Source organism: Neobacillus sp. B24 (genome assembly GCF_055381825.1).
Map to the genome: position 1 here is coordinate 2,264,527 of NZ_AP035777.1, position 14,824 is coordinate 2,279,350.

Consider the following 14,824-nt stretch of genomic DNA (forward strand, 5'->3'; position numbering starts at 1 on the left):
GTCACTGCCCTTTAGAAACATTCAGTTTTTTCCTTTTAGCAATTTTTCTTACCAAATAAATCCCGGCAATTATAGCTAACAGGTTTAAAGAATCCCCAAGATTAATTGTCAAATTTAATTGGTTACTGACTCTTACACTATTCTGGTTGTTATTCGTAGAGGGAGTGTTAACTTCAGTATTCATGAAAACACCTCCAGATAACTTAATTATAATTCATTCATATTCAACAAGAATGGTTTTAATTTTAATCTCATAAATAAAAACAAGCCATGGTTCATGGCCTGTCAGGAAGAATTATTCAACAATTACTGTGCCTTTAAACATATTCATGCCGCAGCTAAAGGTGTATTCACCAGTTTTGTCAGGGGTAAAGGTTAACTTGGTTGTGCCTATTTTTAAATTGGCATTGTTAATATTAAAATCTGGCATATTGAAGGTGGAGAAACAGCTATTATCAATGGGATTCTGGATTTCAAGCTCAACGGTAACACCTTTTTTTACCCGAATCACATTAGGTGAATAACCTTTATCGGTTACAAGCATGTTCACCTTTGGTGAAGCTTCATCCGTTACGTCGATTTCAGTCTTGGGTGCAGGCTGACTGCTTGCTGTTTGGGAAGCTTGAGCCTCTGAACCGCCAGTTTTTGCAGGAAGATCCACCAGATCGCTGCTATATAAAAACAGAAACAGGGCGGCAAACACAACTCCACCAGAAATAATCGCAAACGGCGACATTTCTTCTGTCTTGACAGCAAATTTGTGACTACTTTCCGCTAGTATAAATAACATTACAAGGCCGATAATCACGATAAATATGCCCAATAATATGCCCAAAAGAATCATAGGATTGATGAATTGAAGAAAGACACCAAGAATGGCTCCAATGATTCCGCCAATTAAGCCAAACATCGAGCTCATGATAATAGCCAGCAGTCCAATGGGATGACCGGTCAAAAAGCCAAGAATAAAACCAATAATCATACTGATCCCGACGACAAGGAACATTTCGCCAGATAGTATTCCGATAATGGTCCCGAATAGCAAACCTGACATCGTAGAAATAGCAATGGAAATCATCAAGGCTGGAGTTTTGGCTAATTGTGCATTATTACGATAAAGAAGATAAATAGAATAGCCCGCAGCGGCAGCCACAATTAAGGCTGAAATAATCAAAAAAATAGTCATACCTACGTCTCCTCTTATGAGTTATCAACATAAGAGTATTATAAAGGGTATTAACACATTTGCTCCGCGAAGAATTGAACGTTTTATGAAACTATTTTTTCTCTTCGTTTTCTAACGCCTTTTTATAAATACGTTTTAGGGTATCGTTTTGCAATTTCATTATATCCAAAAGGAATTCCTTTTCCTCTTCTTCAATCTGTAGTTCATCCTTTTTCTTATCCTCCATGCAAATCACCCCGCTTTATCTGATAACTAGCATTTTACTCGATTTACCGAAGGCTTTAAAGTATGAAAGAATATTATTTTGCTAAGACTGGCATTATTATGAAAAATAATCCGCGATAGGAATTGACTTTTCTGTTGCATAACTATATAATTTTTTCAAAAATATAGCTTGAAACTATGACGAGGACTAGTAAATTGAATCTGTCTTAACAAGAGAGGGAACCATTGGTGGAAGGTTTCTTAAGGCAATCATTAGAACCTGCCTCCGAGTTCTGTATCGGATGTTACTTGAAGATACACGCGGATAAAATCCGTTATCATGGAAAGAGTATAAAGCAAACGCTTTATGAATTTAGGGTGGTACCGCCAGGCCTTGGTCCCTTTTTAGGATCAAGGCCTTTTTATATTTAAAAGCGGAGGCGCCTTGCCCAGGGGCGACAGGCATAAGACGAGCCGGCGAGAAGGCTGCTTTTTAGCCTTCTTGACGGATTGGCTTATGACCCCGAGCCCCTAGGCGCTGGAGCTGGATATAATTATTATTAACAATGAGGTGTCAAAATGGCTAAGGAATTTGTAAAAGATATTACTGCGATGGATGATGATTTCGCGCAGTGGTATACAGACGTCGTAACGAAAGCAGATCTAATTGATTATTCAAGCGTACGCGGGTCGATGATCATCCGCCCATACGGCTATGCGCTTTGGGATAATATCAAAAATGAATTGGACCGCCGCATTAAAGAAACTGGACATGAAAATGTCTATATGCCTTTATTTATCCCTGAGAGCTTGCTGCAAAAGGAGAAGGACCACGTAGAAGGATTTGCTCCTGAAGTCGCATGGGTAACACATGGCGGTTCTGAAGAATTGACGGAGCGATTGGTTGTCCGTCCAACATCAGAAGTCCTATTCTGTGAGCATTATAGCAATATCATTCATTCTTACCGCGACCTGCCAAAGCTGTATAACCAATGGGCTAACGTTGTCCGATGGGAAAAAACAACCCGTCCATTCTTACGGACCTTGGAGTTTTTATGGCAGGAAGGACACACCGCGCATGCGACGGATGAGGATGCAATGGAAGAAACCATCAAAATGCTGAATGTGTATGCCGAAGTTCTTGAAGGTATTCTAGCGATTCCAGTTGTAAAAGGCCAGAAAACGGAAAAAGAAAAATTTGCCGGGGCAAAAGCAACGTTTACAGTTGAAAGCTTAATGCACGACGGTAAAGCCCTGCAGTCCGGTACTTCCCATCACTTTGGAACGGGCTTTGCCGAGGCATTTGGCATCCAGTATACCGATAAAGAAGGTAAACTCCAGTATGTTCATCAAACATCATGGGGCTTCACAACCCGTGTTATTGGTGCCTTAATCATGGTGCATGGCGATGACCGCGGCTTGGTGATTCCGCCAAAAGCAGCACCAACTCAAGTCATGATTGTTCCAATCGCCCAGCATAAAGAAGGCGTGCTTGATTTTGCTTACGACTTGAAAGCATCACTTGCGAAGGTCGCCCGCGTTGATATCGATGCCAGTGACAAGAAGCCAGGCTGGAAATTCAACGAGTATGAAATGAAGGGTATTCCAGTTCGTCTTGAAGTCGGACCAAAAGATATTGAGAACAAGCAGGTTGTCTTGGTGCGCCGTGATACTTTGGAAAAAGTGATTGTGCCAATGGATCAATTAGAGGAGAAGCTTGTTGCGTTACTGGATGAAATCCAGTCTAATCTATACAATAAGGCGTTGAAGCACCGCGAAGAAAGAACTTCAGTTGCGGTGACGCTTGATGAGTTAAAGAACAGTCTTGAGGCAAAACCAGGGTTTATTAAAGCAATGTGGTGCGGCGAGCTTGCTTGCGAGGAGAAAATCAAAGAAGATACAGGGGCAACTTCCCGATGTATTCCATTTGAACAGGAAAAAATCTCTGATAAGTGCGTTTGCTGCGGTAAAGACGCCGATACAATGGTGTATTGGGCAAAAGCCTATTAATTTTACGGGCTCTTCCGGGGTGGAAGAGTCCTTTTTTTGGCTGCAGAGGATTATATCCGCGAAAAATTGGTGGATATCTGCGAAAAATTCGATATATCCGCGAAAAATTGAATATATCCGCGAAAAAATCAATATATCCGCCAAAACGACAAAATATCCGCGAACGCGGTTTTTACAAAGGATTTCTACTATAAAAGACGAATATATAAATCTTGGGGGGAGAGGACGACATAATGAAACCAATACTAAAAGAGTTTCCAGACGAGTTTATTACAGAAAGACTGTTAATCCGTAAGCCGATGCCAGGCGACGGAAAAGCTGCTTTTCAGGCGATGCAGGCGTCAATGGTGGAACTGAAACCATGGATGCCATGGGCTCATCGGGAGCAAACAGAGGATGATGTTGAAGCGAACATGCGTGAAGCTCACGCCAAGTTTTTGATTAGGGAAGACCTGAGATTGCATATTTTTAATAAGGAAACAGGAGAGTTTATCGGTTCGTCTGGCCTGCATCGAATAAATTGGGATATACCGAAGTTTGAAATCGGCTATTGGATTGACACCCGGCATGCTGGGAAGGGGTACATAACGGAAGCTGTAGCAGCTATAACCAATTTTGCCTTTACAGAACTGAACGCAAAGCGGGTAGAGATTCGCTGTGATTCAAAAAATAACAGAAGTAAAGCGGTAGCGGAACGTCTCGGGTTTCCACTTGAGGGGATTTTGAAAAATGATGGTTTGTCCGGGGACGGCAAAGATGTAAGAGATACTTGCGTTTACGCCAAGACAAAATAGAAAGAACTCGGCCTATAGAAGGCCGAGTTTTCATTTAATCGAGAATATATCTTTCTAAATAAAATTTGGAAATCGCCAAATATTCTCGCCCGTAAGACTTCACCACTGCTGATCTTGGTGTTTCCGCGGGAAGTCCCGAGGCCTCTAGCCCTTGATCGCTGGCGATGCTGACAGCCCTGTACAGATGAAAGGTATTGGTTACAATCACGCCATTGCTGGAATCAGCCGGAATTAGCTTTTTAGAAAAACGGACATTTTCAGACGTGTCTGTGGATTGATCCTCCAACATTATCCGCGACTCACTGATGCCTTGGTCAATTAACTCTCGCTTAATACATTCTGCTTCGGAAATGTCTTCGCCGCGGCCTTTGCCACCCGATGCAATGACGACCGTATTAGGATTATCTTTAAGATACTCCGCTGCGGCATCAATTCTGCGGTCAAGTGCCAACGACGGAACGGTGCCATTTACTTTCGCACCCAAAACGATTAAATAATCGGCGTTCTTTGGTGTCTCCAACTTGATGGATTCACTAATTTTAAATTGCAATAAACCAACATAAATAATCCCCAATACTAAAAAACAGAAAAAAATAACTAAATTTCTCTTCTTACGTTTCATGTTTCTCCTAGTCTTTTTTTCTTTTATAGTAAGCTATCATATAAATAATTTCCAGCATAATGCCAAGAAACAGATGGGAAAAGTGTCCTGTGTCCTAGTTCGAATTATTCAAAAATAACAATGTGTGATTTAAATCACTAAATCACTGTGCTGGTTGTCATATAATCACTGTGTAAATAGTGGAAACCAGAGGAGTGTTAAAAGTGTTAAGTCAAAAAACAATTGATATTATTAAATCAACTGTTCCGGTACTGGAGGAACATGGTGAAAAAATTACGACAAAATTTTATCAGCTCATGTTTGGAAACCATCCAGAATTATTGAATATTTTTAATCATGCCAACCAAAAACAAGGCCGGCAGCAAAAGGCCTTAGCAGGCACCGTATATTCTGCGGCAATGTATATTGATAATTTGGAGGCCATCCTCCCAGTCGTAAAACAAATTGCGCATAAGCATAGAAGTCTTGGGATCAAGCCGGAGCATTATCCAATTGTCGGCAAACATTTGCTGCTGGCAATTAAAGAAGTGTTGGGGGATGCTGCAACAGATGAGATCATTGATGCTTGGGCGCAGGCCTATGGTGTCATCGCAGATGCCTTTATCAGTGTCGAAGCCGAGATGTATCAGGAAGCCGAAACACAACAAGGCGGCTGGGATGGTTTCCGCCCCTTTGTGGTAGCTCGTAAAGTAAAGGAAAGTGATGTTATTACATCCTTTTATTTAAAACCGACTGATGGTAAAAAGATTGCCAGCTTTAAACCGGGACAATATATTAGTATCAAACTTGAAATTGAAGGCGAAAAATTTACCCATATCCGCCAATACAGTCTATCCGATGCACCTGGCAAGGACTATTATCGAATCAGTGTCAAGCGTGAAGGCGGTAATCCTAATCCAGATGGGGTTGTGTCCAATTACCTTCATGAAGGTGTAGAAGAAGGCGAACTGCTTATGGTGAGTGCGCCAGCAGGTGATTTTGTGCTTGATACCGCTCAAGAGAACCCTGTTGTTCTGTTGAGCGGAGGTGTTGGCTTGACACCAATGTTTAGTATGCTAAAAACCGTGGTTGAAGTTCAGCCAGAGCGGAAGGTTACTTTTGTTCATGCCGCCCAAAATAGCAATGTCCATGCCCTTAGAACTGAGGTTGAGGAGTTGGCACAGCTTGAAAATGTGACATCTTCCTTATTCTACGATTCACCGACGGAAGAAGACCGCAAACACCATCGTTTTGATGTAGAAGGGTATATTACCTGTGAATGGTTGAAAGAGAAAGTTTCCATTGAAGATGCCGATTTTTATTTCTGCGGTCCAGTTCCATTCATGAAAGCCATAAACAGCTTCCTTCAAGAACTGGGTGTCAATGAAGAAAGAATTCATTTTGAATTTTTCGGTCCAAAAGCTAGTTTAGTTTAAAAAAAGAGAACCCGATTCCACTACTATTGCGGAATCGGGTTCTTTTATTATTCACAAACCCACGAAAGTCCAAGTGTTCCAACCCCCGTATGCACGCCGGCAACGGTGATTAGCATCATAACTTCGGTCTCTAACTCGGGAAATTGTTCATTTATATATTTTTCAAACGTAATAGCCTTTTCCTGTTCGTGTGCATGAAGGATGACTGCTTTCGTTATTTTATGTGTGTCTAAATCATCTAGTAAGCGATTGACGAGCCAGGATAGTGCTTTTTTTTCGGACCGGACTTTGTCCTTGATTTTGGCAGTTCCTTCCTCAATCGATAGGATCGGTTTAATATTTAACAGTGATGCCAAAATCTTCTGCCCTCCAGATACACGGCCGCTTTTGTGAAGCTGGTCGAGATTGGAAGGGACTAAGTATAGACGGGTATTATCGCGCAGACCATTCAGGTGGTGGACTAATTCGTCCATTTCAACTCCCTGCTCAATTAGCCCCATGCCTTTTTTTATTAAAAAACCAAGTGGATAGGAACCGGTACGAGAATCAATAGCAAATAGCTTAAAGCCTGCCATTTCCGCAGCCAGGACAGAAGTCTGGTATGTTCCCGTCAAGATGCTGGAGGCATGAATCGCAACCCCATAGTCATAGTCTTCCTTTAATTTTTCATATAGTTCAACAAAATCACTAAGTGAAGGCTGGGATGACTGGAATTTTCCTTGTTCTGTTTTCATTCTTTCATAAAAAACTTCCTGGGTAATATCAATGGTTTCTTTGTAAAATTCATCATTAATCACAACGTGCAGGGGAATGACATGGATTTGATGCTCCGCGATAAATTCCTCGCTAAGCGATGATGTTGTGTCTGTAATCCAAGCAATTTTAGCCGGGTTCATTTCATTTCTCCTCCTGAGAATGCACCTTATTTATAGTTTTACCCGCTACATGTATGACTTTATTAAAGCATTTTTTGGACTAAATCATAGAATAGAGGATATTCAGGTATATAACCAAGTAAACAATACTGGAAGGGCAAAACTTGGTCAATAAACAAATGTCATGTTTATCGCAGAAATTTTTTATTACTAAAATTTTATTCTAGTATCGAACTGTGATTTAATGAAGGTAAGATATTGGCCGGAAAGGAATGAGCACTTTGAGTAGAAACATGGTTCGCTTTTTTACTATAATTGCGGCTTTATTTTGCCTGATGTGGCTAATTGGACTTGGCTTGTCGGTCAATGAATACTATGCCGGAAAACCGGATAAACTGCCGTCGGCTAGTGAGCAAAGTCCGGAAAAGACTGATAACAAAAAGGGATTAACAATTGTGGCAATAGGTGACTCACTGACCCGAGGGACTGGTGATGAAACGGGCAAAGGTTATGTCGGCGTTTTAGTTGATGAACTAAAGGAAAAAACAAAACAGCCTGTGCAGCTGACAAACCTTGGCATCAATGGCCAGCGTTCGGATCAATTGCGGGAACAGGTTCAGCAGACTGAGGTCGGGCGGCAAATTCAAAAGGCTGACGTGGTTTTAGTCACAATTGGCGGGAACGATTTGTTTCGGAGCGGACAAGGTATTATTAATTTTAACAAGGAAGACCTGACCGGGATACAAACCAAATATCTCGATAATTTAAAGTTTATTTTTGAAAGAATCAGGAAAAACAATCAACATGCCAACGTATTTTTTATTGGTCTCTATAACCCGTTTATTGAACTGGGAGAAGGAAAAGAGATGTCCAAGGTAGTCCGGCAATGGAATTATCAAAGTGCGGAGGTAAGCGCAGCATATCCGAAAATCGTCTTTGTTCCAACATTTGACTTGTTTGAGTTAAAGGTCAACGATTATTTGTATTCTGACAAGTTTCATCCAAATACAAAAGGGTACCGGTTAATTGCGGAACGGGTTGCCTCATTAATTACTTGGTGAGGAGATGGGCGTATGGAAAAAAATATTACATTGTCCGTAAAGGATTTAACAAAGAAAATTGGCAAAAGAGAAATTATCAAAGGATTATCCTTTGATTTGCGGGAAGGGGAAGTATTTGGCTTCCTAGGTCCGAATGGTGCCGGAAAGACGACGACAATCCGGATGATTGTTGGCTTGATTAAACCGACATCCGGTACCATCCAAATCTGCGGTTATCCTATCCACGAGAGATTCCGTGAGGCCATGAAAAATCTAGGCTGTATCGTTGAAAATCCAGAAATGTACCCTTATTTATCGGGTTATAACAACCTGCTCCATTTTGCCCGAATGCTTGAGGGGGTAGGGGAAGAACGCATACAGGAAGTCACCAAGCTCGTTGGCTTAACTGAACGAATCCATGATAAAGTCAAAACTTATTCACTAGGGATGAGGCAGCGCCTTGGAATCGCCCAGGCCTTGCTTGGAAATCCAAGGGTGTTGATTTTGGATGAGCCTACAAATGGGCTCGACCCGGCAGGAATACGGGAAATGCGGGAATTTATCCGATTTCTTGCGGAACAGGAAGGTTTAAGCGTGCTGGTTTCCAGCCATTTATTAAGTGAAATCCAGCAATTATGCGACCGGGTTGCCATCATCTCAAAGGGGCAAATTATCACCACTGACAGTGTTGAAAGGCTATTATCTAACCGTGAACGAGTTCAGTGGCGTTTAGAACCATGCGATAAGGGTAAGCAAATATTAAGTGAGTTAACAAAGGTCGAGGAGCAAGAGGATGGAACGTTCCTAACCGAGTTTGATGAACAGGGAACCCCTTTATGGAATAAAGGATTGGTGGAAGCGGGTGTCTCGGTATTGGAAATGAACCGAAAGATGCCGGTGCTGGAAGATTTATTCCTCGAACTGACAGGTGGTGAGACCATTGAATAAGCTGATTCAAAATGAAATGCTGAAACTCATTGCCAAAAAGCGCCTAGTTGTTATCACCATCATTATTGGTGTTCTTGTCATATTGTTTACATACGCCCAATACAAGGAAACAGAAACGCAGCGAAAAAAACTGGGGACGGATGATTGGCGGACAATCCTGCAGCAGCAAATTGTCGACACGACCAACCGGTTAAGCAGCAGCCGAATTTCTGAAGAATGGAAAAAGCAACTGCAAATTTCACTGCAACAGAAGCAATATTATCTTGATCATGATATCAACCCAGCCGAGCCGGGAGCCCCTACATTTATGAGAATTTTTCTCGAGAACTCTATTGATTTATTTATCCCGTTAATGGTTATGGTTATTGCCAGTGACTTGGTCTCATCAGAACATAGCCTCGGGACGGTTAAACTGTTGTTAACTCGGCCGGTAAAGCGGTGGAAAATCCTCATGAGCAAGTATATTACCTTGTGTCTGGCCGTTTCCTTAATCATCGCGATTGCGGGAATCTTGTCATACGTCATTTCCGGTGTTGTTTTTGGCTACAAAGGCTGGGGGGCGCCGATGTTGACCGGCTTTAATATAACCGATGAAGGACTAAATACTGCCGACGTCAAACTATTAAGTCTATGGAAGTTTTTATTAATGGATTTCGGACTTGTTTGGTTTGTAGCGATTGTTGTAGGAACATTATCATTTATGCTGTCTGTATTGATTCGCAGTACTGCCGCCGGAATGGGGGTCATGCTTGCCGCCCTTATATCGGGTGCCATTTTAAGTAACATGGTTTCTTCGTGGGAATCAGCCAAATATTTTTTCATGGTGAATTTAAGGCTGACGGACTTCATGAAAGGCAATGCCCCGCCTATTGAGGGCATGAACCTGTCTTTCTCGTTGATGGTACTTCTTGTCTGGTGGGCTGCGGCACTGATTGTATCCTTCGTTGTTTTTGCCAAAAAAGATGTATATTAACGGGGGGCCATTCTCCTTTTATCGGGGAGTGGCCATTATTGTTATTCTTTAGTTTGCAATTGCCAGAAAGTTAGCAATCTTATAGAATAATAGGTGAATATGACTAGATGGGGGAATTGGAGATGTCATTTGCCATAACAAAAATAGACCATGTACAACTGGCCGGACCGAAAGGGTGCGAAGACGAAGCAAGGGCTTTTTTTGGAGAAATCCTTGGACTGACGGAAGTAGAGAAGCCTGAAGAATTAAAAAAGCGAGGCGGGGTTTGGTTTGAATTCGGAACTTTCCAGCTCCATATCGGAGTGGAGGAGCCATTTTCCCCGGCAAAAAAAGCTCATCCGGGCTTTACCGTAGATCATCTTGAAGCACTAAAAGCACAGTTAATCCAGTACAAAGTGAATTTTACCGAGGACAATAATTTACCTGGGGCAGACCGGATTTATGTCAATGATCCGTTTGGCAACAGGCTGGAAATTTTAGAGTGGAAATAAAGTGAACGTGAAAACAGCCCGCTCCAGTTTGGCAGCGGGCTGTTTGTCTTAAATTTGGGGGAATTTAAGACAGTATATTGGGATGCTTCTATTCAAAAACAACAAGGGAAGGAGAGGAGGGAACGCCCCCCTTGTCGCAGGAAAGTATCACGAGTTTCGCGATATTACTGACTATTGCTTCGCTGTCATTTTCACAGGCTCACTGCTAACGCCAACGTGTTGCTTTAAGATTAATGCCGGGCCGCCCAAGTTAAATAAATAGCGGGCCTCGATTACTTGTTTCATAAAGGCACCGATTAAGCCGGAAAGGCGGACGCTGCCGACTAAGCCAACAGCTGCAAAGTTACCTATGGAGGCAACAGAGCCTTTATGATGATATTCAAAAACATTAAGCTCTTCGCCACGAATGCTGGCCACAATGTTTTTCGCACATACAGGAGCTTGCTGCAAGGCTACTTGTGCAGTTGGAGGCAAGGCGCTTTTTTCATTCTTCATAAACAGGGAACAATCCCCGATACTAAAGACGTTGTTCATATTTTTAACTCTCAAGGAGGAGTCAACGGCAATTTTTCCTCTTTCTAACGGCAAACCAAACTTTTGGACGATAGAATTTGCTTTGACACCGCAGGACCAAATCAAAGTCCTGGTCGGTATATCAAGGCTATTTTCAAGTCGAATTTTCTCAGCTGTTACTTCTAGAATCTTTGTTGATGTAATTAATTCAACATTGTATTTCTTTAAAGTATCCATCGTGTATTGGATTGATTGTTTTGGGAAAAACGGGATAACAGAAGGTGCCGCCTCGACAGCAACGATTCTGATATTCTCAAATGGAATGTCATGCTGTTTGCATAGTTTTGGAAGCCCATCAGCCAATTCGCCCATAATCTCGACGCCGGTAAATCCACCACCTGCAACGACAAAAGTTAGCCGGGAAGGATCGTGATCTTCCTTATAAAGGTTAAATTGTTTAACAATCTGATGATAAATCGCCTTTGAACTCTTAAAGCTGCGAATTTCAAAACCATGCTCTTTCACACCTGGAATTCCGAATGTTTCCACTTCAAACCCTAAAGCTACTAATAAATAATCATATGCTACTGTAGCGCCGCCTTCAAGATGGACTTCTTGGTTATGAACATCTACTGATGATACCTCTGATTTGATAAAACGAGTTTTAGAAGGATCAATTAATTCCGGAATAGAGATAGCAATTTGCTTATCTGCAGCAGTACCTACACCGATTTTGTGTAGCTGCGTTGTTAAGTAATGGTAGTTATGCTTATTAATTAAAGTAACATCTGCTTCACCAGATTTTAATAATTTCTCTAACCGTTTCGTTGTGATAAGGCCGCCGTAACCTCCACCTAAAATAACGATTTTTGGCTTGTTCATCGTAAATCACTCCTGATTCAAAATACTTAAATAGTTTTTTGTGAAACATTTCACATAAATAATCTTTTAAAATGGAGCAATCGCTCCAGAGTTATTGTTTGTGAAATATTTCACATATAATTTCTATATATAGAATACGACACTTTCATAAACAACGCAATGACTTTCTCACTAAATTTTTGTCAAAATGGTAAATTTTTTTCTTGAATTCGGGCATGATAACGTAGGGCAAATTTACTATCACTGCAGGATCAACAATATCATCAAACGAAAGGAGATCATCAATGAAAACAAAAATAATGATATTCGTATTCGCTCTATTATTCTCTATTCCATTTATGGTTAGTGCAAAGGAAGTGTTGCCTGACACTAATGTGGATAACCAGGAACAACTAAATAATGTAGATAACTCAGAAAATGACCAGCCTTGTGATTGCGAGGCGGAGGAGACACGTCATCATCAAAAACAAGGTCATGGGAATTGGCAGGCTAAGATGGTGGAGCGGGAAAAGCTGCTGCTTAGCTGGGTTGATCAGTATACGCCTGATAAGAAGGCTGAATGGACTCAAGTTTTAGAGGAAAAGAAGCAGCTTCGTAATGAGTGGATGAGCCCTGAAAATGCTGCAAAACGTGAGCAATGGAAAAGTGAAAGAATGAAAAAAATGAAAGAACTGCACAAACAGTTAGAAGAAGGCAAAATTACAAAAGAAGAATTCATAAAAGAGGCTCATGGCGGTAAGGATATGGGACGTTGGAAAACGTTTCACGACATCAAGCTTGCTGTCGAGAATAAGGATGCTAAGCTGGCCGCAGAACGTTTAAATCAACTTCTTGACCAATATAAGGAACATAACGTCAAACTTAAAGAAAAACTGAAAGATTAATGTGAAAGATTAATGAAATTGCCAATCCTTGAGGGGTTGGTTTTTCTATTCCTATGCATTCAGCATATTTGCATGGGGTTAGCAATGGTTAAAAGGACAAGAATCCGGGCAATTTAAAAGAGACGAAAAGCTGAGGAGGAATATAAATGAATCGAAAAAAATTAATGATGACAACTGTTGCGCTAGGAGCAGCCTATTTACTCCGTAATGACAAGTCCAGAAAAAAAATAATGAATCAGTTTCAGAATTTAGCAGACAAATCAAGACGATAATTCCACTGGAAAGGCTCCCCAGACGCTGCACTGTAAACTAAAAGCATCCCCCGAAAACGATGGGGATGCTAATATCAACATTACTTCTTCAATTCAATCTGTTTAACTTCATTAATATCTTCTTTTATATCTTGCTTAATGTCATCAGCAATGCTGCTGGTGGCATTTTTAAATTCACGGATCGACTTACCGAAGGCACGGCCAATTTCAGGAAGTTTATTTGGCCCAAAAATAATCAAGGCTACAGTTAGGATTAAAATTAACCCTGGAACACCGATGTTAGATAGCATAATTCCATCTCCAATTATTTAGTAAACTGTCATCTTCATTATAGCTCTTTACCGCAGTTTGTAAATGCACTATTATATGACCATTTGTGATTGAACATAATGATATAAAAGCTTTGCCGTGTTTTCTAGTGATGTTTGATGTGTCCGTTCAAACGCATGGGATGAATCAATTCCTGGTCCGATTAATCCATGAACAATATCATGACCAGATCGGATTGCTGCAGAGGCATCCGATCCATAGTATGGATAAATATCAAGCTTGTAGCCGATATTATTGGTCTCCGCAAGCTGTACTAGGGCCTTTCGCAACCCATAATGGTACGGGCCGCTCGCATCTTTCACACAAATTGAAACCGTATATTCATCTGTCGACTGGCCGTCACCCATGGCTCCCATATCCACCGCCAAATACTCCACCGTTTCCGATGTAATATTGGAATTGCCGCCATAGCCGATTTCCTCATTATTAGAAATTAAAAAGTGTGTCGTATATGGCAAGATGATTTTTTCTTCTTTAATCTGTTTGATTAATTGCAGCAGTACCGCAACACTTGCCTTGTCATCCAGATGGCGTGATTTGATGTAGCCGCTCGGCGTCACCTCTACCCGCGGGTCGAAGGAAACGAAATCACCTACTTCAATACCAAGGGCTCGAACCTCTTCTGCACTATGTACCTTTTCATCAATTCTGATCTCCATGTTTTCCTGATTGCGCTCCGCTTTCCCTGCATCCTTATATACATGGACGGATGTTTGATGCATCAGGATGGTTCCGGTATACTTCTTACCGCTGCTAGTTTCAATTTGACAATACTCGCCTTCAATCGAGTTGTATTTAAACCCGCCGATTAGGTCAATGCGGAGCCGACCATTTGCTTTAATTTCCTTCACCATCGCTCCTAGCGTGTCAACATGTGCGGTCAGCATGCGGTGCCTGCTGGAATCTGTTCCTTCAATTGTGGCAATCAATCCACCCTTCCGGTTCCTTCTCGTCTTCACCTGCAATTCTGTTAGGTATTTTTCAACATATGTAATGACTTCATTGGTATTGCCGGATGGGCTTGGAATAGACACCAAGTTTGTTAACAATTTCATCGTTTCTTCAGTATTTGGATGCGCCACTGTCTGTTCCCCTCTCGATAATTTTTGTTCTTATTTATTATACAACTATTTGAAAATCTCATGTCAAATGTCAATATTCTTAATCATCAAGCCTATTTTCTAATCTTTTTTATAAAATGAAACATTTTTGTGCAAACTAATACCGATATGGGGGTGTTTGTATATTGTGAAAATCAAAATCCTAGTGTGTTTATCGATATTTTTACTCTTATTTTCAACAGGGTGGTTACTGCAGCAAAAAAATCATCGGGAATTTAATATTAATCAAACAGAATACCAAAATCATAACATGGAAGGAACCCT

General features: G+C 41.2%; 17 protein-coding genes and 1 other annotated feature. Of the genes, 9 read left to right on the forward strand and 8 right to left on the reverse strand.

Annotated features, from left to right (window positions below):
• Position 1 precedes the first annotated feature (1 nt).
• The 3 genes from ACZ43M_RS11195 to ACZ43M_RS11205 all read right to left on the reverse strand — a co-directional run bounded on the left by ACZ43M_RS11195 (position 2) and on the right by ACZ43M_RS11205 (position 1,412).
• Complete coding sequence (locus ACZ43M_RS11195) at positions 2-184, reverse strand: hypothetical protein (protein ID WP_464507481.1); 183 nt, start codon at positions 182-184, stop codon at positions 2-4.
• Between the two features lie 111 nt (positions 185-295).
• Positions 296-1,186 (reverse strand): cupredoxin domain-containing protein, encoded by an 891-nt coding sequence (locus ACZ43M_RS11200; RefSeq protein WP_464507482.1) that lies wholly within the window; start codon positions 1,184-1,186, stop codon positions 296-298.
• A 91-nt stretch (positions 1,187-1,277) separates the two neighbouring features.
• Positions 1,278-1,412 carry a hypothetical protein gene (locus ACZ43M_RS11205; RefSeq protein ID WP_464507483.1) on the reverse strand — a complete coding sequence of 45 codons (135 nt, stop codon included), beginning with the start codon at positions 1,410-1,412 and terminating at the stop codon, positions 1,278-1,280.
• Between the two features lie 167 nt (positions 1,413-1,579).
• Positions 1,580-1,796, forward strand: a binding site (T-box leader).
• Between the two features lie 173 nt (positions 1,797-1,969).
• On the opposite strand from ACZ43M_RS11205, the gene proS reads away from it, so the two are divergent.
• Positions 1,970-3,400 (forward strand): proline--tRNA ligase, encoded by a 1,431-nt coding sequence (gene proS, locus ACZ43M_RS11210; RefSeq protein ID WP_464507484.1) that lies wholly within the window; start codon positions 1,970-1,972, stop codon positions 3,398-3,400.
• 233 nt (positions 3,401-3,633) lie between these two features.
• Positions 3,634-4,194: a GNAT family N-acetyltransferase gene (locus tag ACZ43M_RS11215; RefSeq protein ID WP_464507485.1), complete on the forward strand. Its 561-nt coding sequence runs from the start codon at positions 3,634-3,636 to the stop codon at positions 4,192-4,194.
• 34 nt (positions 4,195-4,228) lie between these two features.
• Here ACZ43M_RS11215 and ACZ43M_RS11220 read toward each other — a convergent pair whose 3' ends face one another.
• Positions 4,229-4,816: a YdcF family protein gene (locus ACZ43M_RS11220; protein ID WP_464507486.1), complete on the reverse strand. Its 588-nt coding sequence runs from the start codon at positions 4,814-4,816 to the stop codon at positions 4,229-4,231.
• Positions 4,817-5,019: 203 nt separating this feature from the next.
• On the opposite strand from ACZ43M_RS11220, the gene hmpA reads away from it, so the two are divergent.
• Positions 5,020-6,231, forward strand: a complete 1,212-nt coding sequence (hmpA, locus tag ACZ43M_RS11225) for an NO-inducible flavohemoprotein (RefSeq protein ID WP_464507487.1) — start codon at positions 5,020-5,022, stop codon at positions 6,229-6,231.
• A gap of 47 nt (positions 6,232-6,278) precedes the next feature.
• Here hmpA and ACZ43M_RS11230 read toward each other — a convergent pair whose 3' ends face one another.
• Positions 6,279-7,127, reverse strand: coding sequence for a DegV family protein (locus tag ACZ43M_RS11230; RefSeq protein ID WP_464507488.1), 849 nt, complete (start codon positions 7,125-7,127; stop codon positions 6,279-6,281).
• A 251-nt stretch (positions 7,128-7,378) separates the two neighbouring features.
• On the opposite strand from ACZ43M_RS11230, the gene ACZ43M_RS11235 reads away from it, so the two are divergent.
• From ACZ43M_RS11235 to ACZ43M_RS11250, 4 genes are all read left to right on the forward strand, one after another.
• Entirely contained in the window at positions 7,379-8,167 is a 789-nt protein-coding gene (locus ACZ43M_RS11235) for an SGNH/GDSL hydrolase family protein (RefSeq protein WP_464507489.1), read from the forward strand.
• 12 nt (positions 8,168-8,179) lie between these two features.
• Positions 8,180-9,094 (forward strand): ABC transporter ATP-binding protein, encoded by a 915-nt coding sequence (locus ACZ43M_RS11240; protein ID WP_464507490.1) that lies wholly within the window; start codon positions 8,180-8,182, stop codon positions 9,092-9,094.
• A complete protein-coding gene (locus ACZ43M_RS11245; protein ID WP_464507491.1) occupies positions 9,087-10,067 on the forward strand; it encodes an ABC transporter permease subunit in 981 nt (326 codons plus the stop codon). The genes ACZ43M_RS11240 and ACZ43M_RS11245 overlap by 8 nt, the downstream gene beginning before the upstream one ends.
• 122 nt (positions 10,068-10,189) lie before the next feature.
• Complete coding sequence (locus ACZ43M_RS11250) at positions 10,190-10,558, forward strand: VOC family protein (RefSeq protein ID WP_464507492.1); 369 nt, start codon at positions 10,190-10,192, stop codon at positions 10,556-10,558.
• 171 nt (positions 10,559-10,729) lie between these two features.
• Here ACZ43M_RS11250 and ACZ43M_RS11255 read toward each other — a convergent pair whose 3' ends face one another.
• Positions 10,730-11,953, reverse strand: coding sequence for an NAD(P)/FAD-dependent oxidoreductase (locus ACZ43M_RS11255; protein ID WP_464507493.1), 1,224 nt, complete (start codon positions 11,951-11,953; stop codon positions 10,730-10,732).
• A 284-nt stretch (positions 11,954-12,237) separates the two neighbouring features.
• Here ACZ43M_RS11255 and ACZ43M_RS11260 point away from each other — a divergent pair, with 284 nt between their 5' ends.
• On the forward strand, positions 12,238-12,837 hold the full coding sequence (locus ACZ43M_RS11260; RefSeq protein ID WP_464507494.1) for a hypothetical protein: 600 nt from the start codon (positions 12,238-12,240) through the stop codon (positions 12,835-12,837).
• 146 nt (positions 12,838-12,983) lie between these two features.
• Positions 12,984-13,109, forward strand: coding sequence for a hypothetical protein (locus ACZ43M_RS11265; RefSeq protein ID WP_464507495.1), 126 nt, complete (start codon positions 12,984-12,986; stop codon positions 13,107-13,109).
• An 80-nt stretch (positions 13,110-13,189) separates the two neighbouring features.
• Here the strand turns inward: ACZ43M_RS11265 and ACZ43M_RS11270 are convergent, their stop codons facing one another.
• Both ACZ43M_RS11270 and ACZ43M_RS11275 read right to left on the reverse strand, forming a co-directional pair.
• Positions 13,190-13,399, reverse strand: coding sequence for a twin-arginine translocase TatA/TatE family subunit (locus ACZ43M_RS11270; RefSeq protein ID WP_464507496.1), 210 nt, complete (start codon positions 13,397-13,399; stop codon positions 13,190-13,192).
• A 72-nt stretch (positions 13,400-13,471) separates the two neighbouring features.
• Positions 13,472-14,494, reverse strand: a complete 1,023-nt coding sequence (locus ACZ43M_RS11275; RefSeq protein ID WP_464508008.1) for a M42 family metallopeptidase — start codon at positions 14,492-14,494, stop codon at positions 13,472-13,474.
• Positions 14,495-14,824: the final 330 nt, after the last annotated feature.